Genomic DNA, 21,500 nt, shown 5'->3' with positions numbered 1-21,500 from the left:
CGGTGCGGGAACGCGCCGGGTCCACGCAACCTGTGCAGGACGGGTCGGCGCCGGGGACGTCGCCGACCCTGCGGCGTCAGCCGGTCTGCTGCGTGGCGAGGAAGCGGACCTCGCGCGCCTGCACCTGCCACCCGACGCCGGCCTGCGTCGCCAGGTCGCCGTCGGCCGTGAGCACGCGGAGGTCGCGGAGGCTGTTGGCGCCGTCGACCTGGATCGCGCCCGCGGGACCCTCGCGCGGCTCCGCGGGGGCGCCGATCTCCTGCAGGACGAGCCGGGCCTCGCCGGCGGCCGTCTCGCTCAGCGTGCCGACGTTGCGCGCATCGAGCCAGGCGACGTCGAGCGGCGAGCCCGTGGCATCCGCCAGCTCGAGCGCGACGCTGCCGAGCGCGATCGGCTGCCCCGCGTCGTCGCGCTGGATGGACGCGGCGACCACGCGCGTCCGCGCGCCGTCTGCGAGGAGCACCACGAGGCGGGTGCCGTCGCGCGAGACCTGGAGCGAGGTGATGCGCGACGACGTCCATGGCACGGCGATCTGGGCGCCCTCGGCGGCGTCGGCGGAGAACCAGGCGAGCTGGTCGGGCGAATCGGCGGGGACCGACCAGACGATCCCGTCGACGTCGATGGCGGGCACGATGAGCCCGGCACGGGGGTCGAGGAGCAGCTGCTCGGCGTCCTCGCGCACGAGCCACACGCCGTCCTCGGCGCGGACCGCGGCGGCGGTCCCGCCGGGGCCGAGGGCCGCGCCGGTCGGACCGAGGGCGACGACCTGGCCGGAGATGCCCGGGATCGCGACGACCTCGTCGCCCGACGACGCCAGGTACCCGAACGACTCGCCGTCGAAGACGAGCGTGCGCGGATCGACACGCGGCGCGGGGTCGGGACGATCGCTCAGCGCCACCGAGTCCAGCGGCACGCCGTTCAGCGAGAGCTGCACGTCGTCGACGTTGCGCACGCCCTGCAGGCTCTGCTCGAGCTGGTACTGCATGAGCTGGATGGTCCGGAGGTTGTCGAACGCGGCGCCCGCGAGCGACACCTCGGCGGTGCCGTCGCTCACGGGCACGGTCGTCGGATCGAGCGCCAGGTCGTCGGGGAAGGCCGACACCACGCCTGGGGCGAGCCACTCGGCGGGTCCGGCGAGCAGGGCGCGCACGATCCGGGTCTGCACCGCCTCCCGTCCGGCGAACCAGCGCACGTCGGGCACGACGAAGCGGTACTGCGGGTCGAAGAAGGCGAGCGTGTAGTCCCGGTACACGAGGCCGAAGTTCGTCTCGTCGATGAGCACGCCCGGCGGCGCGCTCGAGATGCGCCACTGCTCGTCGACCTGCTCGAAGCGGTACTCGAGCTGCACGGGCGCAGCCGACGACGCCTCGAGGTACTGGCCGTTCGGGGCGAGGTTGGCGGTCGGCACGGCCTGCGCACGGATGACGTCGTCGGCGAGCCGCGTGAACGAGCGATCGGCGAGCACGTCGATCGTGACGCCCGTGTCGGCCTCCCACTCGGCCGCGAACTCGTCGGTGAGGAACTCGCGGGCGACCTCGTAGTTGCCGCTCGGGCTCGCGGCGGCGTCGATGAACCCGTCGAGGATCTGCTGCTGGGTGGCCCCCTCCTGCGGCCCGCGGACGAGCACGTCGAGGTCGACCGACTGGTCGGGTGCGTCGGCAAGGCCGGGGTTGACCATGCCGCTCGTCGGGATCGACGCGCAGCCGGCCGTGACGGCCAGCAGCGCCGCCGCGGCCGCGGCGAGCGCGGCGCGCACCGCGGCGAGGGTCGCGCTGGTCTTACGCATCGTGCACCTCCTCGACGACCGCCGTGTCGGTCGGATGGCTCGCGGCCGGCTCGGGGCCGGTCGACTCCGGGTCGTCGGGCTCGAGCGGCAGCGGCGGCACGATCGTCGCCGGGTCGACGCCCCGGATGCGCGGCAGGGTGAGCCGGAACACGGTGCCCCGCCCGGCCTCGGACCACACGTCGATCGTGCCCCCGTGCGCGACGGCGTCCTCGAGCGAGATCGCGAGGCCGAGGCCGGTTCCGCCGAGCGTCCGGCGCCGGCTGGGATCGGCGCGCCAGAACCGGTCGAACACGCGCGCCGCGTCCTCCTCGTCCATGCCGAGGCCGAAGTCGCGGACCGACAGCGCCACGGCGGTCGCGTTGCTGTCGACGGACACGACGATCGGGCGACCCTCGCCGTGCTCGATGGCGTTGCCCACGAGGTTGCGCACGATCCGGCGGATGCGGCGCGGGTCGACGTCGGCGTCGAGGTGACCGCCGGGCGCCTCGAGGCGCAGGTCGCTCCCCCGCTCGAGCGCGAGGGAGTGCATCGACTCGATCGTCTCGCCCGCGAGGTGCACGAGGTTGGTCGGCTCGGTCTCGAGCTCGACCGACCCCGCGTCGTACCGGCTGATCTCGAGCAGGTCGGCGAGCAGGTTCTCGAAGCGCTCGGTCTGCGTGCGCAGCAGCTCGACGGTGCGCGCCGTGGCCGGGGCGAAGTCCTCGCGCTGGCCGTACAGGACGTCGCCCGCCAGCCGGATGGTCGTCAGCGGCGTGCGGAGCTCGTGCGAGACATCCGACACGAACCGCTGCTGCATGACCGACAGGTCGGCCAGCTCGCGGATGCGGGCCTGCAGCGTGTCGGCCATCCCGTTGAAGGAGCCCGCGAGCGCGGCCAGCTCGTCCTCGCCCTTCACCGGGAGCCGCACCCCGAGGTCGCCCGCGGCGAGCCGCCGGCTCGTCGCCGCGACGGCCTGGATGGGCTCGATGACCCAGCGCACGACGATGAGCGTGATCGCGCTCAGCATCGCGATGAGCGCGACCGCGCCGATCGCGCCGGTGAGCTGCATGAACGCGAGGGTCTGCGCGGCATCGGCGAGGTCGTAGCCGACGTACACCTCGTACCGGCCGGCTCCCTCGATGACGAGGTCGCTGCCGACCACGAGGCCGGGCCCGGGCGTGCCGCCGCCGTCGACGAGTTCGACCGACTGCCAGAACTGCCCGCCGGGGTTGTCCTGCACGCGTTCGCGGAGCTCGGGCGAGATGCGCCCGGCGAGGCCGGGTGCGAGGAAGTCGGGCGGGGCGATCGCCGTGGGTGCCGTATCGGGCTCGCGGAACAGCGCGATGTCGGGGCTGCCCGACACGCTGATGATCGTGCGGATGGCCGAGTTGGTGTCGGCCTGCACGGTCGCGCGGTCCGCGGCATCCGACGAGGCGAGGATGGACTGCGCGGCGGCGTTCGCCGTGGCCGACGACGCCAGCACGCGCTCGACCTGCGCCTGGAAGAGGTTCGACGCGACCGTGAACGAGATCGTGAAGCCGATCACGAGGATCGCGAGGCTCGACAGGCCGAGCGTGAGGAGCACCGTGCGGAACTGCAGCGAACGCCGCCACAGCGTGCCGAGCCGGCCCGCTCGGTCGCGCACCCAGCGGGCGGCCCGCACCGCGGGGTTCGCCGCCGCCGACATCGTGAGGCCCGCCTCAGGTGGTGGCGCCGGCGCGATAGCCCACGCCGCGCACGGTCATCACGATCCGCGGGTTGTCGGGGTCGTGCTCGACCTTGGCGCGCAGGCGCTGCACGTGCACGTTCACGAGCCGCGTGTCGGCCTTGTAGTGGTAGCCCCACACCTGCTCGAGCAGCATCTCGCGCGTGAACACCTGCTGCGGCTTGGAGGCGAGCGTGAGCAGCAGGTCGAACTCGAGCGGCGTGAGGTTGATGCGCTGGTCGCCGCGCCGGACCTCGTGCCCGGCGGCGTCGATCTCGAGGTCGCCGATCGAGATCGTCTCGACGACCGACTCAGGGGTCGGGCGGAGGCGCGTGCGGATTCGCGCCACGAGCTCCTTCGGGTTGAAGGGCTTGACCATGTAGTCGTCGGCGCCCGACTCGAGCCCGCGCACGACGTCGGCGGTGTCGCCCTTCGCGGTGAGCATGATGATGGGCGTGCCCGACTCGGCCCGGATCCGCCCGCACACCTCGATGCCGTCGATCCCCGGCAGCATGAGGTCGAGCAGCACCAGGTCGGGCCGGGTCTCGCGGAAGGCGGCGAGCGCACCCGAGCCGTCGGCGCAGAACGCCGGGTCGAATCCCTCGGTGCGCAGCACGATCCCGATCATCTCGGCGAGCGCGGTGTCGTCGTCGACGACGAGTACGCGTGGCGTCATCCGTTCCTTCTCCGTCGGGGCCGGCGCGCGCGCCGGGCCGGATCCAGTGCCCACCAGCGTAGTCGCTCGCACCCGCGAGACCGCCGGGGGATGCCTGTGGCAGCATGGGAGCATCCCCGGAAGGAGCGCAGCAGGTGTCCGATCACGACTGGGCGCAGCCCGTGCCGCCGCCGCTTCCGCCGGGTCCCCCGTCGGCCGTGCCCCCGCCGTACGTTCCTCCGGAATACGGGCAGTCCGGGTCCGCGCAGCCGGCGTACGGGCAACCGGCCTACGGGCAGCCCGCGTACGGCCGGCCGGCGCCTGCCGGCGCGCCGCCGCAGCCGGGCCCGCAGGCGTGGACGCCGCCCCCGAAGCCGGGGCTGCTCCCGCTGCGTCCGATGGGGTTCGGCACCCTGCTCTGGGCGCCGTTCCGCACGCTTCGCCGCAATCCGGCGCCGGTCTTCGGCACCGGGCTCGTCGTGCAGCTCGCCTCGGCGGTCGCCACCGCCGCGCTCTTCGTGCCGCTGTTCGTCTGGATCTTCGGACGTCTCGAGACCGCGAGCGCGGCCGACATGGACGCCATCCTCTCGGGCGCCGTGGGCTGGGTCATCCTGCTCTCGCTCGTGCCGATCGCCGTGTCGCTCGTCGCGAGCGCGTTCCTCCAGGGCGTGATGGTCGTCGAGGTCGCCAGCGGCACGCTCGGCGATCGCCTCACCTTCGGCGCCCTCTGGCGTCGCGCCGCGAGCCGCATCGGCCCGCTGATCGGCTGGACCCTCCTCGTGGGCCTCGTGGTGGGCGGCGTGTTCGGGCTCGTCATCGGCGGCGTCGTGGCCGTCGCCATCCTCTTCCCCGACCCGGCGACGGTGCTCGCCGTCGCGCTGCTCGCGGCCGGGTTGCTCATCGGCCTCGGCGTGCTCGGGGCGTGGCTCGGCACCAAGCTCGCGCTCGTGCCCAGCGTCATCGTGCTCGAGCGCCTGGGCGTCGTCGCGTCGATGCGCCGTTCCTGGGCGCTGACGAACGGCAACTTCTGGCGCACGTTCGGGCTGATCCTGCTGGTCGGCCTGATCCTCTCGTTCGCCGCGCAGGTCGTGGTGCAGCCGGTGTCGCTCTTCGGCACGATCCTCGCGATGATCGTCGACCCGACGGCCGGCGACACCTACCTCGCCATCTCGATCGGAACCACGGTCGCCACGCTCGTGCTGTCGGTCCTGATCGGGGCCATCACCTCGGTCGTGCAGGCCGCGCTCATCGCGGTGATCTACATCGACCTGCGCATGCGCACCGAGGGGCTCGACCTCGAGCTCGAGCGCCACGTCGAGGCTCGCGACGGCGGACTCCCCACCGGCGACCCGTACCTGCCGCCCGCCGGCGGCGCGCAGGCCCCGGCGGGCGGGCCCGCGCCGACGTGGTCCTGACGACGCTGCGGCTCGAACCGCCGCTCGACCCCGACGCGCCCGAGGCGCGCCGCCTGGTGCTCGACGAGCTCGCCAAACCCGAGTACCGCGCGGCCGAGCCCACGGCGTTCGACCTCGCCGCCCAGGCGGTGCGCGATTGGATCGCGAGCCTGTTCTCCGACGCGGGCGGGCTCCCGCTCCCGGCCCTGCAGCTCGTGCTCGTCGTGCTCGCCGTCGTGCTCGTCGTCGTCGGCCTGCTCGTCTTCGGCCTGCCACGCCTTCGTCGGCGCGCCCGGCCTGCCATGCCGCTCTTCGACGACGGCGACGTGCGCGACGCGGTCGCGCTTCGCGCCGCCGCGGAGGCCGCCGCCCGGGCGGGCGACTGGCCGCTCGCCATCGAGGAGCGCTTCCGCGCGGTCGTGCGCGGCCTCGTCGAGCGCGAACTCGTGCGCGTGCATCCGGGCACGACGGCGCACGGCATGGCGGCGGTCGCGGCGGCGCCGTTCCCGCACCTGACCGCTCCGCTCGAGACGGCCGCCGCCGACTTCGACGCCGTCCGCTACCTCGCGCGGGCCGGTTCCGAGGACGCGTACCGCCGGATCACCGCCCTCGACATCGAGCTCGCGTCGTCGCGGCCGCTCGGCGCCGGCGCCGGTGACGAATCCGCCCGGCCGGCCGAGCCCGCCCGCTCCGTCGCCGGAGGCGGCGCATGACCGCGGCGCCGACCGCCGCCCCGATCCGCCCGGCCCCCGACGGCGCGGCGGGCCAGGCCGCGAGCCCCGCCCTGACGCCGACGCTCCGCTCGTTCGCCCGGCGGCGACGCGCGTGGATCGTGATCGCCGTCGCACTGCTCCTCGGCGGGCTCGTGCTCGCGCTCATCCAGGGCCTCGTCCGGTCGCCGGGCGTGGCGCTCGGCGCCGACAACCCGGCTCCCGCCGGCGCGCGGGCGCTCGCCCGCGTGCTCGCCGCCGAGGGCGTCGAGGTTCTGGCGGTGCGATCGCTCGACGAGGCCGAGCGGGCGGCCGCCCGCGGAGCCACGGTGTTCCTGTACGACGAGTCCGGCCTGCTCGATCGCGACGCCATGACGTCCCTGGCCTCAGCGGCCGAGGTGCTCGTCGTCGCCCGTCCCGACTTCGCCGCGCTCGAGGTGCTCGCGCCGGGCGTCCGGCTCGCCGGTGCCGCGGGTGGTCCGATCGACGACGCCGGGTGCGAGCTGCCCGCGGCCGAGCGTGCCGGCGCGCTCTCCGACGGGCAGCACCTGCTCACGGTCGACGACGACGCCGCGGCATCCGGCTTCACGGGCTGCTTCGCCGACGGCGACGGGTACGCGGTCGTCACCGGGTCCGCCCCGGTCGGTGCCGACGTCGCGCTCGTGGGCTCCGAGGCCGTGTTCGCGAACGAGACCGTCGACGAGGCCGGCAACGCGGCACTGGCCCTCGCGCTGCTCGGCGGGCGCGACGAGCTCGCCTGGTACCTGCCCGGTCCAGCCGACGCCGACCCCGCCGACGCACCGACCCTCCAGGAGCTCACTCCCGCCTGGGTCAGTCCCGTGGTGGTGCTCCTCGGGATCGCCGTCGTCGCCGCCGGCATCTGGCGCGGCCGCCGCTTCGGCCCCCTGGTCGTCGAGGACCTGCCCGTGCACGTGCCCGCAGCCGAGACCGGCGAGGGGCGCGCCCGGCTCTACGCGCGATCGTCGGCCCGACTTCACGCGATCGACCAGCTGCGCATGGGCGCCGTCCGCCGCATCGCGGAGCTGCTGCGGCTGCCCCGCACCGCGCACGTCGACGTGGTCGCCGCCGGCATCGTCGACGCGACCGGCCGGACCCCGGCATCCGTCCGGGCGGTGCTCATCGACGCCGTGCCGACCGGCGACCGCGCACTCGTCGACCTCGCGCGCAAGCTCGACGACCTCGAACGCGCGGTGCGCGACGCGCTGCGCCCCGCCGCCGACGACGCTCCCGACCCGACAGGAAGGCGAACATGACCGATCCGCACCACGACGACGCGCAGCTGCGCTCCGCCCTGGACCGCGTCCGCACCGAGGTCGGCAAGGCGGTCGTCGGGCAGGACGGCGCCGTGACCGGCCTGATCATCGCGCTGCTCGCGAACGGGCACGTGCTGCTCGAGGGCGTGCCCGGCGTCGCGAAGACGCTGCTCGTGCGCACGCTCAGCCGCACGCTCCGCCTCGAGACGCGCCGCGTGCAGTTCACGCCCGACCTCATGCCGGGCGACGTCACGGGCTCGCTCGCCTACGACCCGCGCTCGGGCGAGTTCGCGTTCCGCGAGGGACCGGTGTTCACCAACCTGCTCCTCGCGGACGAGATCAACCGCACGCCCCCGAAGACCCAGTCGGCGCTGCTGGAGGCCATGGAGGAACGGCAGGTGTCGGTCGACGGCGTCACGCGGCCGCTGCCCTCGCCCTTCCTGGTCGCCGCCACGCAGAACCCCATCGAGTACGAGGGGACCTACGCGCTGCCCGAGGCCCAGCTCGACCGCTTCCTGCTCAAGCTCGTGCTCGACGTCCCCGAACGCGATGCCGAGGTCGCCATGCTCCGCCGCCACGCCGACGGCTTCGACCCGCACGACCTCGAGGCGGCAGGCGTCGAGCCGGTGCTCGGCGCGGCGGAGCTGTCGGCGGCGCGGGCCGCCGCGGGGCGCGTGGGCGTCGCCGACGATGTGCTCGCCTACGTGGTCGACCTGGCTCGCGCGACGCGCCGGAGCCCGTCGATGCGGCTCGGCGTGAGCCCGCGCGCTGCGGCCGGCCTGCTCGCCGCGGCGAAGGCGTGGGCCTGGCTCACGGGGTTCGAGAAGGTCACGCCCGACCACGTGCAGGCCATGCTCCTTCCGGCGTGGCGGCACCGCGTGCAGCTGCGGCCCGAGGCCGAGCTCGAGGGCGTCGCCGTCGACCAGGTGCTGCGCTCCATCGTCCAGCAGGTGCAGGTGCCCCTCTAGCGATGACCGTCACCGGCCGCTTCACGCTCCTCGTCGCCCTCGGCGTCGCGCCCGTCGTGCTGCTCGGCGGCACTCCCGGCGCGGCGTGGGCGGCCCTGCTCGGATGGCTCGGCCTCGCGCTCGGCCTGGGCGCGCTCGACCTCTCGCTCGCCGCATCGCCGCGCCGGGTCGCGCTCGAGCGCGAGCTGCCCGACCGGCTCCGGCTCGGCGAGACGGCGGTCTCCGAGCTCGTCGTGCGCAACCTCGGGACGCGACGGCTGCGCGCCGTCGTGCGCGATGGCTGGGCGCCGTCCGCGGGCGTTCACGGGCCCAACCGCACCCCCGTCGACGTCCCGCCCGGTGAGGGTCGCCGGATGGCGCTGCAGCTGACGCCGACGCGTCGCGGCGATCGACGCACCGAGGCCGTCACGGTGCGGTCGTACGGGCCCCTGCGGCTGTGGGCGCGGCAGGCGACCCTCGCCGCCCCGGGCCGGGTGCGCATCCTGCCGCCGTTCCACTCGCGGGCCCACCTCCCCTCCCGGCTCACCCGCCTCCGCGAGCTCGACGGGCGCACCCCGCTGCTGATCCGCGGCCAGGGCACCGAGTTCGACTCGCTGCGGGAGTACGTGCGCGGCGACGACGTGCGCTCGATCGACTGGCGCGCCACGGCGCGCCGCGCCGACCCCGAGTCGCGCGGGACCACCCGCCTGATGGTGCGCACGTGGCGGCCCGAACGCGACCGGCGCATCGTGATCGTCGCCGACACCTCGCGCACGGCCGCGGCACGGATCGGGGACGAGCCGCGACTCGACACCGCGTTCGAGACCGCGCTCCTGCTGGCCGCGCTCGCCTCGCACGCGGGCGACCGGGTCGACTTCCTCGCGTGGGACCGGCGCCTGCGCGGGCGCGTGCACGGGGCGAGCGGGCCCGAGCTGCTCGCTCGCATGGTCGATGTCATGGCCGGCATCGAGGCCGAGCTCATCGAGACCGACTGGGCGGGCCTCCCGGCGCAGGTCCGCGGCGTGACGAGCCGGCGCGCCTTCGTCGTGCTCATCACCGCGGCCGACTCCCCCGGCAGCACGCGCAAGCTCCTCTCGGTGCTGCCGCAGCTCACCGCCCGGCACCGCGTCCTCGTGGCCTCGGTCGCCGACCCCGGACTCGCGGCGACCGTCGGCCGGCGCGGCGACCTCGGCGAGGTGTACGCCGCCGCAGCGGCGGAACGATCGCGTCTCGACGCCGACCGGGTGGCGGCCGCCATCCGGCACCTCGGCGCGACGACCGTCAGCGCGACGCCGCTCGAGCTCCCGCCGGCGGTCGCCGACCGCTACCTCGAGCTCAAGGCCGCCGGGCAGCTCTGAACGAACCGGCCCGCGACGGCTCTGCTCAGCCCGCGGCGACCCGCCGCGCGCCCGCGTCGAACGCGGCGAGATCACCGGTCTCGCCCGCGGCGGCCGCGCGCCGTCCGAGCACGAGCATCCAGACCAGCAGCCAGGCCAGCGCGAGCGCGCCGATGCCGATCTTGACGGGCCACGGCCACGGCGCCGGCGTGACGAAGCCCTCGATGAGCCCGGCGACGAAGAGGAAGAACACCAGGCCGATCGCGACCGAGAACAGCGCCCGGGCGTCCTCGGCGAGCGCCGCGCCGCGCGTGCGCGGCCCGGGGGCGACCCAGGCCCAGAAGATCCGCAGGCCCGCCGCCGCCGCGACGAACACGCACGTGAGCTCGAGCAGGCCGTGCGGGGCGATGTAGAGGAAGAAGGTGTCGGCCTCGTCGTAGGCGAACATGACGGCCGCCGTGACGCCGAGGTTCTGCGCGTTCTGCAGGATCACGTACGGCACCCAGACGCCCGTGATGCCGAAGGCCACGCACTGCGCGGCGATCCACGCGTTGTTGGTCCAGACCGAGCCGGCGAAGGATGCCGCGGGGTTCTCGGAGTAGTACGCGACGAAGCCCTCCTCGGCGAGCGCGCGGAGCTCGGCTTCGGAGCCGAGGTTGGCGAGCACGCGCGGGTCGGCGGCGACCCAGAGCACGTACAGTGCGGCGACGGCGAACGTCGCGATCGCGACGGCGAGCGTCAGCCAGCGGATGCGGTACAGGGCGGCGGGCAGCGCGACGAGCGAGAAGTGCACGAGCTGTCGCAGGGGGTTCTCGGGCGCTCCCGTGAAGCGGAGCCGGGCGCGCGCGAGCGAGACGGACAGCCGGTCGCCGAGGGCCGTGGAGCCCGCGGTCGCCTGCACGAGCGAGAGGTCGGCGGCGCCGGCCTGGTAGCGCTCGATGAGCTCGTCGGCCGTCGCGCCGTCGAGGCGGGTCGCGCGAGAGAGCGCGTCGAGGCGGGCCCAGTCGTCGTGGCGGGCGGTCGCGAGGGCGTCGAGGTCCATCTGCTTGAATACTAGCCATGGCCGACGCGTCGTCTCCCGCCCGCACGGCAGGGCGCGTCGACGACGAGTCGCTGCTCACCGGCGAGGCCGTCGCGCTCGACGTGCGGCCCGCGAGCGCGGTCATGCGCGCGGGCGGCGCCGCGATCGACGTGCTCGCGACGATCGTCGTCGGGCTCGCCGCGTTCCTCGCGGTCGTCGGACTCGACCTCGACGAGGCCGCGCTGCGGGCCGTCGGCATCTCGCTGGTCGTCGGATGCATCGTGGTGCTGCCGACCGCGGTCGAGACCGCTTCGCACGGCCGGTCGCTCGGCAAGCTCGCCCTCGGCCTCCGCGTGGTGCGCGACGACGGCGGGGCGATCGGGTTCCGGCACGCGTTCATCCGCGCGCTCGTGGGCGTGCTCGAGATCTGGATGACGTTCGGCGGGCTCGCCGTGCTGGTCGGCTTCCTGAACCCCGACTCCAAGCGCCTCGGCGACCTGCTCGCGGGCACGCACGCCCAGGTCGAGCGGGTGCCGCGATATGTGCCCCAGGCGTTCGGCGTCCCCGCCCCGCTGGCCGCGTGGGCCGAGATCGCGGATGTCGGACGACTGCCCGACCCGGTCGCCCGGCGGGTCGCCGCGTTCTTCCGCAACGCGCCGCACCTCGCTCCCGCGAGCCGCCGCCGGGTCGCGGAACGCCTCGCGACCGAGGTCGCCCCGTACGTCTCCCCCGTGCCCGCGGGCGATCCCGAGCTGATGCTCGCCGGGGTCGCGGCGCTCCGGCGCGAGCGCGACCTCACCGCGCTGGCGCTCGAGTCGCGGCGCATGGCCGCGCTCGAGCCGGTGCTCGACGCGCGTCCGCTCGGATTCCCGGAGCGGTAGGGCCCTCGAGGCGCCGGGCGCGGCGCTCGTCGCGCTCGCCTAGTAGCGGTAGTGGTCGACCTTGTACGGCCCGTCGACCGGCACGCCGATGTACGCGGCCTGCTCGGGCGTGAGCACTGTGAGCTCGACGCCGAGCGCGTCGAGGTGCAGGCGCGCGACCTTCTCGTCGAGGTGCTTCGGCAGCACGTACACCCCGACCGGGTACGCGTCGGGACGGGTCCAGAGCTCGATCTGCGCGAGCACCTGGTTGGCGAACGAGTTCGACATCACGAACGACGGGTGGCCGGTCGCGTTGCCGAGGTTCATGAGCCGGCCCTCCGAGAGCACGAGCACGCTTCGGCCGTTGGGCAGGCGCCACTCGTGCACCTGGGGCTTGATCTCGACCCGCTCGGCGCCCTCGAGCGATTCGAGCCCGGCCATGTCGATCTCGTTGTCGAAGTGGCCGACGTTCGCGACGATCGCGAGGTGCTTGAGGCCGAGCAGGTGCTCGAGGCGCACGACGTCCTTGTTGCCGGTGCCCGTGACCAGGATGTCGATCTCGCCGATCACCGATTCCAGGCGCGCGACCCGGTACCCGTCCATCGCGGCCTGCAGCGCGTTGATCGGGTCGATCTCGGAGACGATCACGCGCGCACCCTGGCCGCGCAGCGCCTCGGCCGCGCCCTTGCCGACATCGCCGTAGCCGGCGACGAACGCGACCTTGCCGCCCATGAGCACGTCGGTCGCGCGGTTGAGCCCGTCGGGCAGCGAGTGCCGGATGCCGTACTTGTTGTCGAACTTCGACTTCGTGACCGAGTCGTTGACGTTGATGGCGGGGAAGAGCAGCTCGCCCGCCGCGTGCAGTTCGTAGAGCCGGTGCACGCCCGTGGTGGTCTCCTCGGTCACGCCCGTCAGCTCGGCGGCGATCCGGGTCCACCGGTCGGGCACGAGCTCGAGCGAGCGGCGCAGCGTGTCGAGCACGACGCGGTACTCCGCGCTCGCGTCATCCGACGCCGCCGGAACGGCGCCCGCCGCCTCGAACTCGCGGCCGCGGTGCACGAGCAGCGTGGCGTCGCCGCCGTCGTCGAGGATCAGGTTCGGGCCGATCCAGTCGGCGTCCGCCGCCTCGGCCTCGGCCGACCAGTCGAAGATGCGGTCGGTGCACCACCAGTACTCCTCGAGCGTCTCGCCCTTCCAGGCGAAGACCGGCACGCCGGCGGGCTCGTCGACCGTGCCCTCGGGGCCGACGACGACGGCGGCGGCCGCCTCGTCCTGCGTGGAGAAGATGTTGCAGCTCGCCCAGCGCACCTGCGCGCCGAGCGCGACGAGCGTCTCGATGAGCACCGCGGTCTGCACCGTCATGTGCAGGCTCCCGGCGATGCGGGCGCCCGCGAGCGGCTTGGACTCGCCGAACTCGGCGCGCAGCGCCATGAGGCCCGGCATCTCGTTCTCGGCGAGGCGGAGCTGGTGCCGCCCCGACTCGGCGAGCGAGAGGTCGGCGACCTTGAAGGGCAGAGCGGATGTCGCGGTCGAGCTGGCGAGGGTCATGGCGTCCATTCTCGCATCCGCGCCGGCGGTGGTCAGGACCGGATGAGCGCGAGCACCTCGTCGCGGATCGCCGCCATGGTCACGGCATCCTCGCCCTCGACGTTCAGGCGAAGCAGCGGCTCGGTGTTCGACGGGCGCACGTTGAACCACCAGAAGGGCTCGTCTCCCGAGACGAGGCCCGTCGCGGTGAGCCCGTCGAGCTCGTCGAACTCGGCGCGGCCCGTGAACGCCTCGACGACGCGGGTGTACGCCGCGGGCACGTCCTCGACGGTGGAGTTGATCTCGCCCGACAGCACGTACGGCGTGAAGCGTGCGGCGAGCTGCGAGAGCGGCGTCGACTGGGCGCCGAACTCCGCGAGCACGTGCATCGCGGCGAGCATGCCGTTGTCGGCACCCCAGAAGTCGCGGAAGTAGTAGTGGGCGGAGTGCTCGCCGCCGAAGACCGCGCCGGTCTCGGCCATCCGGTCCTTGATGAGCGAGTGGCCGACCCTCGTGCGGACGGCCACCGCACCGGCCGCCTCGATCGCCTCGGGCACGAAGCGCGAGGTGATGAGGTTGTGGATCACGGTCGGCTCGTCCTCGCCGAGCGCTCGGACACGGGCGATCTCGCGCAGTGCGACGATCGCCGCGACCGCCGACGGGTCGACCGCGCCGCCGCGCTCGTCGACGACGAAGCAGCGGTCGGCGTCGCCGTCGAAGGCGAGACCCAGGTCGGCGCCGTGCTCGACGACCGCGCGCTGCAGGTCGACCAGGTTCGCCGGGTCGAGCGGGTTCGCCTCGTGGTTCGGGAACGTGCCGTCGAGCTCGAAGTAGAGCGGGACGATCTCGAGCGGCAGTGCCGGCAGGCCGGCGGCTTCGCCGAGGACGGCGGGCACCGTCAGGCCGCCCATGCCGTTGCCGGCGTCGACGACCACCTTCAGGGGCCGGATGCCGGCGAGATCGACGAGCGAGCGGAGGTGTCGCGCGTAGTCGGCGAGGACGTCGACGTGCTCGACGGCACCGGGCTCGCCGACGGCGACCACGCCGCCCGCCTCGAGGTACTCGCCCGCGCGATCGCGGATGCCGGCGAGCCCCGTGTCGAGCGAGATGCCCTGCGCGCCCGCCCGGGAGAACTTGATGCCGTTGTACGCAGCGGGGTTGTGGCTCGCGGTGAACATCGCGGCCGGTGCGTGCATCGACCCCGAGGCGAAGTAGCTCTCGTCGGTCGAGCAGAGGCCGATCGCCACGACGTCGGCGCCGCGCGCGGCGGCCCCGCGTGAGAACGCGTCGGCGAATCCCGGCGAGGAGTCCCGCATGTCGTGGCCGACGACGACGCGACCGCCTCCGGCGCCGACCTCGTCCACGAAGGCGGCGCCGAGCGCTTCGACGACCTCGTCGGTCAGCACGTCGCCCACGATGCCGCGGACGTCGTAGGCCTTCACGATCGTTTCGAGGCGCGCGGAAGCACCGGGGAGGGAGGCGGGATTCATGCGCTGAACCCTACCTCACCGACCGGGACGTGCCGGATGATATGCCAGCCCCGAGGGGCGGAGGTGCTCGCAGCGTGGCGTTCGCACAGGTCGTACGAGTGCGGCTCGCGCGTGAACGACAGCGGCCCGAGTACGGCCATCGAATCGGCGTAGTCGTACGTCAGGGTCGCGACCGCCTCGGCGGTGCATGCGGTGCGCGAACAACGTCTCATGTCGTCCCCCAGAGTATCGATCCGGAGCCCCGCTACAGTGGAGGTCATGCCTCGTTCCCGTCGTGTCGCCGCGACGCCCGCCTCGCCGAGGCGCCTCGCCCGCGATCGCCACGGTCGCGGCATGCGCTCGGCGGTGACCGGTCCGCACCTCGAACCGCTGCGCACGCGCATCGAGGAGTTCGACGTCACGGTCGCCTCGACGGCGGCGTACCTCCGGGGGCTCTGGCCCGACCTCGAGGGCGTGAGCTTCCAGGTCGCCGATGCGCCCGCCGAGGCCATCCACGACGACCACGTCGACCGGTGGAAGGTGCACCACGACGAGCGGCGCATCGTGTTCTTCCGTCTGCCGATCGTGCGCTTCCTCCGCACGCAGGAGGGCGAGGAGAAAGACGAGAAGCTGCTCGTGGAGAGCTGCGTGTTCCGCGCCGTCGCCGACTTCCTCGGGCGCGATCCGTGGGAGCTCGCGCCGGGCCGTTACCGGCACTTCTGACCTGCACGGGCCGTCGGCGCCCCGCCGGACGATGCGCCCGGCGACGTCACCGCCGCTGCGGCGTCACTGCGGGTAGACGCGGACCGGCGCGTCGAGCGGGCCCGGGGGCGCGACCGGCATCGACGAGAGCTGGGCGTCGCCCGCGAACGACACCGAGGCGTGCAGCCCCTCGACACCGTCGAGCACGATGCGGGCATCCGCGTCGACGTCGACCGAGCTCGATCCACCGGCCGGGACGGTCACCTCTCGTTGCGCGCCGCCGACCGCGACCTCGACCAGCGCCTCCTCGTCGCCCGGGTTCACCAGGTGCAGCACCGGGGCCGGACCCTGCGGGACGGCGATCGTCGCACGCTCGAGGAGCGGCGCGGTCGCCACGGTCCACGCCAGGTCCGCGACGATCGGGTCCTCCCCGTCGCCGAGCACGGTGGCGCGCGCGGCGGCGACCACGGGCGCGTCCGCGCGGACGACGAACGTGTAGTCGCCGGGGTCGACGACGCCGATCGGCACGTCGACGGCACGCCCGGCGACGAGTTCCGCGGCGATGCTCGAGACGCTCGCCCCGCTGTCGTCGAGCACCTCGACGAGCGCCTCGGTGTCGACCTCGGGCGCGAGCAGGCGGATCGCGGGGTGGTCGTCCCCCTCGGCGTGGTCCTCGACGGGCGCGACCCCGCGCCGGTCGGCGATCACGACGCCCGGGATGACCTGGGTCGTGGCGGGCGGCGCGGCGGGGGTCGACAGTTCGACGCCGGCGGGCTCGAGTCCGAGCACGACCGAGTGCTCCAGCGCGGCCGCGACCGGTCCGCCGGTGCTCGTGACGTGCACGACCGTCGACCGGACGTTCGGCGCGAGGCCCGCGAGCGAGAGCACGCGCTGGCTGCCGGGGGGCACGATGATCCCGAGCGCGCCCGCCGCCTCGACGGTCCCGTTCTCGCCGATCACGCGGACGTCCACGTTCGAGGCGACCTGGCCGGGATTGGAGAGGAACACCAGCCCCGAGCGCCCGACGTCGGTCGCGCCGGCCACCAGCCACGACTCGGACGCCGGCTCGGCGCAGGCGGACGCCGCGAAGCCGCGCACCGATGTCGTCGCGGCCTCCTGCGACTGGGCGCCGGCGACCATGCCGGCGTCGACGCTGCCCGGTTCCGCGGCGATGGCGACGGGCCCGCCGTCGGCATCGGCGCGCGCGTTGTCGGGCGCGGCGATCGGCGACTGCTCGACGAGCGCCTCCGCGGGGTCGGCGGCGAGCGCGACGGGCGCCGGGCCGAACGAGCCGGCGGTCGTCGCCTGCGCCGAGTCGTCGGCGAGGGAGAGGAGCGGACCGGGGCACACGCGGAGCTGCCGGCTCTCGGCGGGCTGCACGACCGTCGACGGCGGGTCGGCCTCGACGCCGGGCAGCGGCACGAGTGCGGCAGCCACGACGACTCCGGCCCCGATCGCCGCGGCGACCACGGCCGCGGCGCCGCGCGCGACGCCGATGACGTGTTCACGCCTGACGCGCACCGCGATCACCTCCGCTCGGTTGCGTCTCGTTCGTCTCCGAACCGGGCGGGGCCGTGTGCGCGGCATCGGCCTCGGCACGTTCGGGCTCGGATGACTCGGGCTCGGATGACTCGGGCTCGGCGCGCTCCGCATCGGCGGACTCGGGCTCGGCGGGCCCCGCCTCGACGGGGTCCGCGTCGACCGGCTCCGCCGGCCCGGCCTCGACGGGTCCCGCGGAGGGCGCAGGCCGTCTCCCCCGCTTCGGTCGCTTCGACGGCGGTCGCCGGTCGGGCTCGCGCCCGCCGCCCGTCGGGATCGAGAGCAGCAGCGCCGAGCCCACGACCAGCAGCTGCCCGGCGACGACCCACGCGGCCACGGGGCCGGCGGGCGGGATCTGCGCCCCGGGCGCGTCGGGCTCGGCGTCGGTGAACCGCCACAGCGGGCCGAACAGGGTGTCGCCGACGGGCACGACCTCGGCGTTCCCGTCGAGGGCGATCCGGGCGCGCTGCTCGACCGCGGCCGCACCCGCGTCCTCGCCGGCCGGTCCGAGGAGCACGAAGGCGAGCCCGAAGCGCTCGACCGCGGCGGTCGCGTCGTAGCCGCTGCGCGAGGCGAGGTTGCCCGCGAGGTCCGCGATCTCCTCGGTGGTGGAGGTCAGCTCCTGCTGCGTCGCCGCGAGCGTCGACTGCGCGTCGAGGGTGACGCCGCTGCCGCGCTCGATCGTGGCGAGGAGTCCGCCCCCGTCGGTGGGCTCGAGCCGGAGCGTTCCGACGCGCGGGTCCGTGGCGGCCTCGGCCTCGACGAACGCCGGCAGCGTCCGATCGAGCGCGGGCCCGATCGCGGTGCGTCCGAGCGCGAGCTGCAGGAGCGTCGGGACCGCCGCGACGAGCAGGAGCACGGTGATGACGGCGGCGAGCGCCGCGACGCCGCGACGGAGCCCGTCGAGCGCGAGCACCGCGGCCGCGACGAGGCCGAGCCACATGAGGCTGAGTCCCGCGCCGGCCCACACCGGCACGGCCCGGTCGCCGGCGATCGAGAGCTCCAGTCCGCCCGCGAGGACGGCCGTGGCGTAGCCCAGCACCGCGAGCCCCAGCGCCACGAGTCCCGCCCGAGCGCGGCGCGACGCGACGACCGCGAACGCCGCGAGCGCGAGCGGGGCGATGAGCACGGCGAGGATGATCGGGAGCGGGACGAGTTCGCCGATCGCGCCGTCGAGCACGTCCTCCCAGTGGCCCCACGTGGCGGTGGCCTGTCCGAGCGCGGCCTGCAGCGGCGTGGGCGGAGCGGACGCCTGCGGCAGCCCGGGATCGACGAGGAGCGCGAGCGGCGTGCCGCGACCCCACTGCGGCACGGCGAGCGGGAGGAAGAGCGCGAGCGCCGGGAGCGGAATCCACGCCAGTCGCACCGCGGCACGGCCGCTCAGCGGGAGCGAGACCAGCCAGGCCACGAGCAGGGCCGGCGCGAGGCTGGGAGCGGCGGCCACGATGGCGGCGAAGACGAGCGACGCGGCGGCCGCCGCCGCCCACGAGGTCGCGGCGGCGAACATCAGCACGATCAGCCAGGGCAGCAGCACGTGGGCGAGCACGGGGCCCGGGCGTCCGGCGGAGAGCGCCTCGAGCAGGGGCGGGGCGGCGCCCCAGGCGAGCCCGGCGAGCACGCGCAGCGCGGTGCGCTCCGTCAGCCGGCTCGCGGCGAACCATCCGCCGAGCGCGGAGGCGGGGATCGCGATGAGCCAGAGCGCGAGGAGCGCGGTGGACGGATTCCAGAACGTGAGGCTGCCGAGGACGGCGAGGACGCCCGCGAACGGGTCGGCGGCCCCCTCGAATCCGCCGCCGAGGTCGCGCCATCCGGCCGCCGCGTTGCGCCAGAGCGTCGTGAGCTCGTCGGAGAGCGGGAGGAGTCCGCCGCCCGCGATGCCGCCCGAGGCGGCGAGCGGGGCGAAGATCACGGTCGAGGCGACGACGCCGGCGAGGAGGACCCAACCTCCGCCCGTCTGCAGGAAGCGCAGGTCGTCGACCCGGCCTCGCGCGCGCTGTCGGCGCGCCTCGGCGGCCTGCTGGCGTCGGAGCCGGACCTCGTTCGAGCGGATGCGCAGCGGCGCGAGCGAGGACCATCGCGCGGTGCGCGCCGAGGCCGCGGTGCGTCGGGCCCGGACCACGCGCTGCGGCGTCGCCATGACCTCGACGGCTGCGCGGAACTCCCCCGGGATCGCCCCCGGTGACTTCACGAGCAGGTGCCGCAGCGACCGCAGGATCGCGAGGGGGAGGAACGCGAGCCAGTGCAGCGGGACGAGCGGCGCGGGTGCGGCGACGAGGCGCCGGTGCAGCTGGGCCGTCCGGGCCTCGCGCGCGCGGCGCCGAGCGGCACGGCCGCCGCGCTCCGACCCCTGCCCGGCGACCCCGGTGTCGGCGTACCGGATGCGCGCCTCGGGCACGGCGACGACGCGGTGACCCGCCAGTCGCGCGCGCATGCCGAGGTCGAGCCCGTCGTCGATGGTCGGCAGGGCCGGGTCGAAGCCGCCGAGCCGCCGCCAGACGGCGTGCCGGACCAGCATCCCCACGGGATCGGCGCCGAGCACGTCGGACAGGTCGTCGTGCTGCCCCTGGTCGAGTTCGTCGTCGACGATCGCGAGGCTGCGGCCGGTCCGCGTGACCGACCGCCCGAAGCGCAGGATGCGTGCGGGCTGATCCCACGAGACGAGCTTCGGCGCGACGATCGCCGCGGAGCGCGCGTTCGTCAGGGTCGAGACGAGGGCGTCGAGTGCCCCCGGCTCGGGTGCGCCGTCCTCGGTGAGCAGCCAGAGCGCCTCATCGTCGGTTGCCGGCGCCGGCAGCGTCGCCTCGACCGCGAGCACCGCGCGGCCGAACGGGAGCACCGATTCGAGGCGCACGACGTGGTCGGGCTGCGCCTGCGCGACGAGCGCGCGCGTCGCCTCGTCGGTGCGCATGAGCACGACGGCGAGCGCATCCGACGGCCGGAGCTGCGCTCGCAGCGCCTCGAGCGTCGTGGCCAGGCGGTCGCCGCCGTGCTGAACGACGAGGACGGCGGTGACTCCAGGGAACATCGGGGACAGCATAGGCGGCTCGGGCCGCGCCATCCGTCACCCCGCGGGCGCGCCTCGAATCGCGCCGACCGGGTCGAGCGCGACCCGGGTCAGCCGGCCTGCCGGCGCAGCTTGCGGCGTTCCCGCTCGGAGAGGCCGCCCCAGATGCCGAACCGCTCGTCGTTCGCGAGCGCGTACTCGAGGCACTCGGACCGGACCTCGCAACCCGTGCAGATGCGCTTGGCATCCCTCGTCGATCCGCCCTTCTCGGGGAAGAACGCCTCGGGATCGGTCTGTGCGCACAGCGCGTCGCTCTGCCACGCCAGTTGGTTGTCGTCGTCTGCGACCCCGCGAACCCCCGGAACGCCGAGCCGCACAGGGTCGACGAACCAATCCTCAGGTACCCCAGAACGATATTCAGGCTTGCCCATATCGTCTCCCACCCAGTTGTACCGACATCCCCGAGGGGTGTGTCTTGACCAATTACATCGGTGTAATTCGGTGGAAGTCAAGTCGCGAATCGTAAACCCTCAATGCTCCGTCGAGGCTTCAGTCGTGGCCGACACGCGGTCGGCGTGTCTGACTCGTGATGCTCAGTCGTCGGATGCCGCGCGGCGGGCCGCCCACGCGGTGGCGACCATCTCGGCCAGCGAGTGGCGCATGCGCCAGTCGAGGTCGCGTGCGGCCAGTTCGCCCGACGCGACGATGCGCGCGGGGTCGCCCTCGCGCCGCGGTCCGATGGTGGGCTCGAACGCGATGCCCGTGACGCGCGCGACCTCGCGCATGATCTCGCCCACCGAGACGCCGTCGCCCGATCCGAGGTTGTAGACCGCCTCGACCGGGTCGCCGGCGTCGAGGCGCCGCGCGGCGGCGACGTGCGCGTCGGCGAGGTCGGAGACGTGGATGTAGTCGCGCACGCAGGTGCCGTCGGGCGTCGGGTAGTCGTCGCCGTTGATCCGCGGGGTGCGCCCGTCGAGCAGCGCGTCGAACACGAGCGGGAACAGGTTGTGGGGGCTCGAGTCGAAGACCTCGTCCGTGCCCGAGCCGACGACGTTGAAGTAGCGCAGCGAGGTGTGCCGCAGTCCGGTGGCGCGCGCCTGGTCGGCCATGAGCCACTCGCCGATGAGCTTGGACTCGCCGTAGGGCGACTCGGGACGCTTGTCGGTGTCCTCGGTGACGAGGTCGACGTCGGGCGTGCCGTAGACGGCCGCGCTGGAGGAGAAGACGATGCGGTCGACGCCCTTGGCCTGCATGGCGCCGAGCAGCCGCACGGTGCCCGTGACGTTCTGGTTGTAGGTGTGCAACGGCTGCTGCACCGACACGCCCGCGTACTTGAAGCCGGCGAGGTGCACGACCCCGCGCACGCGGTGCGCCTCGATCGCATCCTCGAGGAGTGCGCCGTCGAGGATCGACCCCTGCAGGAAGGGGACGCCCTCGGGGACGAACGCGCGGTGGCCCGACGAGAGGTCGTCGACGACGACCGTGTCGATCCCCTGCGCCCGGAAGGCGCGCACGACGTGCGCTCCGATGTATCCCGCTCCCCCGGTGACCAGCCAGCTCATGTCCGCCTTCCGCCGCCGGTGCCTCCGGC

18 protein-coding genes are annotated in these 21,500 nt (G+C 74.4%); 7 read left to right on the top strand and 11 right to left on the bottom strand.

Features of this window, described 5'->3' with window-relative positions; genetic code table 11:
• Positions 1–76 precede the first annotated feature (76 nt).
• The 3 genes from AC3RKB_RS12255 to mtrA are packed head-to-tail and all read right to left on the bottom strand — an operon-like array spanning position 77 to position 4,146.
• Positions 77–1,786: an LpqB family beta-propeller domain-containing protein gene (locus AC3RKB_RS12255; protein ID WP_491436423.1), complete on the bottom strand. Its 1,710-nt coding sequence runs from the start codon at positions 1,784–1,786 to the stop codon at positions 77–79.
• Positions 1,779–3,452, bottom strand: coding sequence for an MtrAB system histidine kinase MtrB (gene mtrB, locus AC3RKB_RS12250; RefSeq protein WP_491436422.1), 1,674 nt, complete (start codon positions 3,450–3,452; stop codon positions 1,779–1,781). Before mtrB ends, AC3RKB_RS12255 begins: the two co-directional genes overlap by 8 nt.
• Positions 3,453–3,465: 13 nt before the next feature.
• The gene (gene mtrA, locus AC3RKB_RS12245; RefSeq protein WP_491436421.1) at positions 3,466–4,146 is read right to left on the bottom strand and encodes an MtrAB system response regulator MtrA; all 681 of its coding nucleotides are present in this window, start codon (positions 4,144–4,146) and stop codon (positions 3,466–3,468) included.
• A 134-nt stretch (positions 4,147–4,280) separates the two neighbouring features.
• Between mtrA and AC3RKB_RS12240 the strand changes: the two genes are divergently transcribed.
• From AC3RKB_RS12240 to AC3RKB_RS12220, 5 genes are read left to right on the top strand one after another with little or no spacing between them, the layout of a single operon-like run.
• On the top strand, positions 4,281–5,540 hold the full coding sequence (locus AC3RKB_RS12240; protein ID WP_491436420.1) for a hypothetical protein: 1,260 nt from the start codon (positions 4,281–4,283) through the stop codon (positions 5,538–5,540).
• Positions 5,531–6,232 (top strand): DUF4129 domain-containing protein, encoded by a 702-nt coding sequence (locus AC3RKB_RS12235; RefSeq protein WP_491436419.1) that lies wholly within the window; start codon positions 5,531–5,533, stop codon positions 6,230–6,232. The genes AC3RKB_RS12240 and AC3RKB_RS12235 overlap by 10 nt, the downstream gene beginning before the upstream one ends.
• On the top strand, positions 6,229–7,503 hold the full coding sequence (locus AC3RKB_RS12230; RefSeq protein ID WP_491436418.1) for a DUF4350 domain-containing protein: 1,275 nt from the start codon (positions 6,229–6,231) through the stop codon (positions 7,501–7,503). The genes AC3RKB_RS12235 and AC3RKB_RS12230 overlap by 4 nt, the downstream gene beginning before the upstream one ends.
• A complete protein-coding gene (locus tag AC3RKB_RS12225; protein ID WP_491436417.1) occupies positions 7,500–8,471 on the top strand; it encodes an AAA family ATPase in 972 nt (323 codons plus the stop codon). Before AC3RKB_RS12230 ends, AC3RKB_RS12225 begins: the two co-directional genes overlap by 4 nt.
• Before the next feature lie 2 nt (positions 8,472–8,473).
• A complete protein-coding gene (locus AC3RKB_RS12220; RefSeq protein WP_491436416.1) occupies positions 8,474–9,808 on the top strand; it encodes a DUF58 domain-containing protein in 1,335 nt (444 codons plus the stop codon).
• A gap of 25 nt (positions 9,809–9,833) precedes the next feature.
• Here the strand turns inward: AC3RKB_RS12220 and AC3RKB_RS12215 are convergent, their stop codons facing one another.
• Entirely contained in the window at positions 9,834–10,829 is a 996-nt protein-coding gene (locus tag AC3RKB_RS12215) for a stage II sporulation protein M (protein WP_491436415.1), read from the bottom strand.
• A gap of 17 nt (positions 10,830–10,846) precedes the next feature.
• On the opposite strand from AC3RKB_RS12215, the gene AC3RKB_RS12210 reads away from it, so the two are divergent.
• A complete protein-coding gene (locus AC3RKB_RS12210; protein WP_491436414.1) occupies positions 10,847–11,689 on the top strand; it encodes an RDD family protein in 843 nt (280 codons plus the stop codon).
• Between the two features lie 39 nt (positions 11,690–11,728).
• Here AC3RKB_RS12210 and ahcY read toward each other — a convergent pair whose 3' ends face one another.
• The 3 genes from ahcY to AC3RKB_RS12195 are packed head-to-tail and all read right to left on the bottom strand — an operon-like array spanning position 11,729 to position 14,897.
• Positions 11,729–13,216, bottom strand: coding sequence for an adenosylhomocysteinase (gene ahcY / locus AC3RKB_RS12205; protein WP_491436413.1), 1,488 nt, complete (start codon positions 13,214–13,216; stop codon positions 11,729–11,731).
• Positions 13,217–13,248: 32 nt separating this feature from the next.
• Positions 13,249–14,685, bottom strand: a complete 1,437-nt coding sequence (locus tag AC3RKB_RS12200) for a phosphomannomutase/phosphoglucomutase (protein ID WP_491436412.1) — start codon at positions 14,683–14,685, stop codon at positions 13,249–13,251.
• Positions 14,682–14,897 (bottom strand): DUF3499 family protein, encoded by a 216-nt coding sequence (locus tag AC3RKB_RS12195; protein WP_491436411.1) that lies wholly within the window; start codon positions 14,895–14,897, stop codon positions 14,682–14,684. Before AC3RKB_RS12195 ends, AC3RKB_RS12200 begins: the two co-directional genes overlap by 4 nt.
• 46 nt (positions 14,898–14,943) lie before the next feature.
• Here AC3RKB_RS12195 and AC3RKB_RS12190 point away from each other — a divergent pair, with 46 nt between their 5' ends.
• Positions 14,944–15,387: a hypothetical protein gene (locus AC3RKB_RS12190; protein ID WP_491436410.1), complete on the top strand. Its 444-nt coding sequence runs from the start codon at positions 14,944–14,946 to the stop codon at positions 15,385–15,387.
• 63 nt (positions 15,388–15,450) lie between these two features.
• Here AC3RKB_RS12190 and AC3RKB_RS12185 read toward each other — a convergent pair whose 3' ends face one another.
• The 4 genes from AC3RKB_RS12185 to galE all read right to left on the bottom strand — a co-directional run bounded on the left by AC3RKB_RS12185 (position 15,451) and on the right by galE (position 21,471).
• The gene (locus AC3RKB_RS12185; RefSeq protein WP_491436409.1) at positions 15,451–16,887 is read right to left on the bottom strand and encodes a DUF5719 family protein; all 1,437 of its coding nucleotides are present in this window, start codon (positions 16,885–16,887) and stop codon (positions 15,451–15,453) included.
• Positions 16,871–19,930, bottom strand: a complete 3,060-nt coding sequence (locus AC3RKB_RS12180; protein WP_491436408.1) for a glycosyltransferase family 2 protein — start codon at positions 19,928–19,930, stop codon at positions 16,871–16,873. Before AC3RKB_RS12180 ends, AC3RKB_RS12185 begins: the two co-directional genes overlap by 17 nt.
• Before the next feature lie 89 nt (positions 19,931–20,019).
• A complete protein-coding gene (locus AC3RKB_RS12175) occupies positions 20,020–20,340 on the bottom strand; it encodes a WhiB family transcriptional regulator (RefSeq protein WP_491436407.1) in 321 nt (106 codons plus the stop codon).
• A gap of 162 nt (positions 20,341–20,502) precedes the next feature.
• Complete coding sequence (gene galE / locus AC3RKB_RS12170) at positions 20,503–21,471, bottom strand: UDP-glucose 4-epimerase GalE (protein WP_491436406.1); 969 nt, start codon at positions 21,469–21,471, stop codon at positions 20,503–20,505.
• Positions 21,472–21,500 lie beyond the last annotated feature (29 nt).

This window comes from Agromyces capsici, from assembly GCF_058349965.1.
The sequence above is the reverse complement of the archived record's forward strand: the minus strand, read 5'-3'. Positions and strand labels throughout refer to the sequence as shown.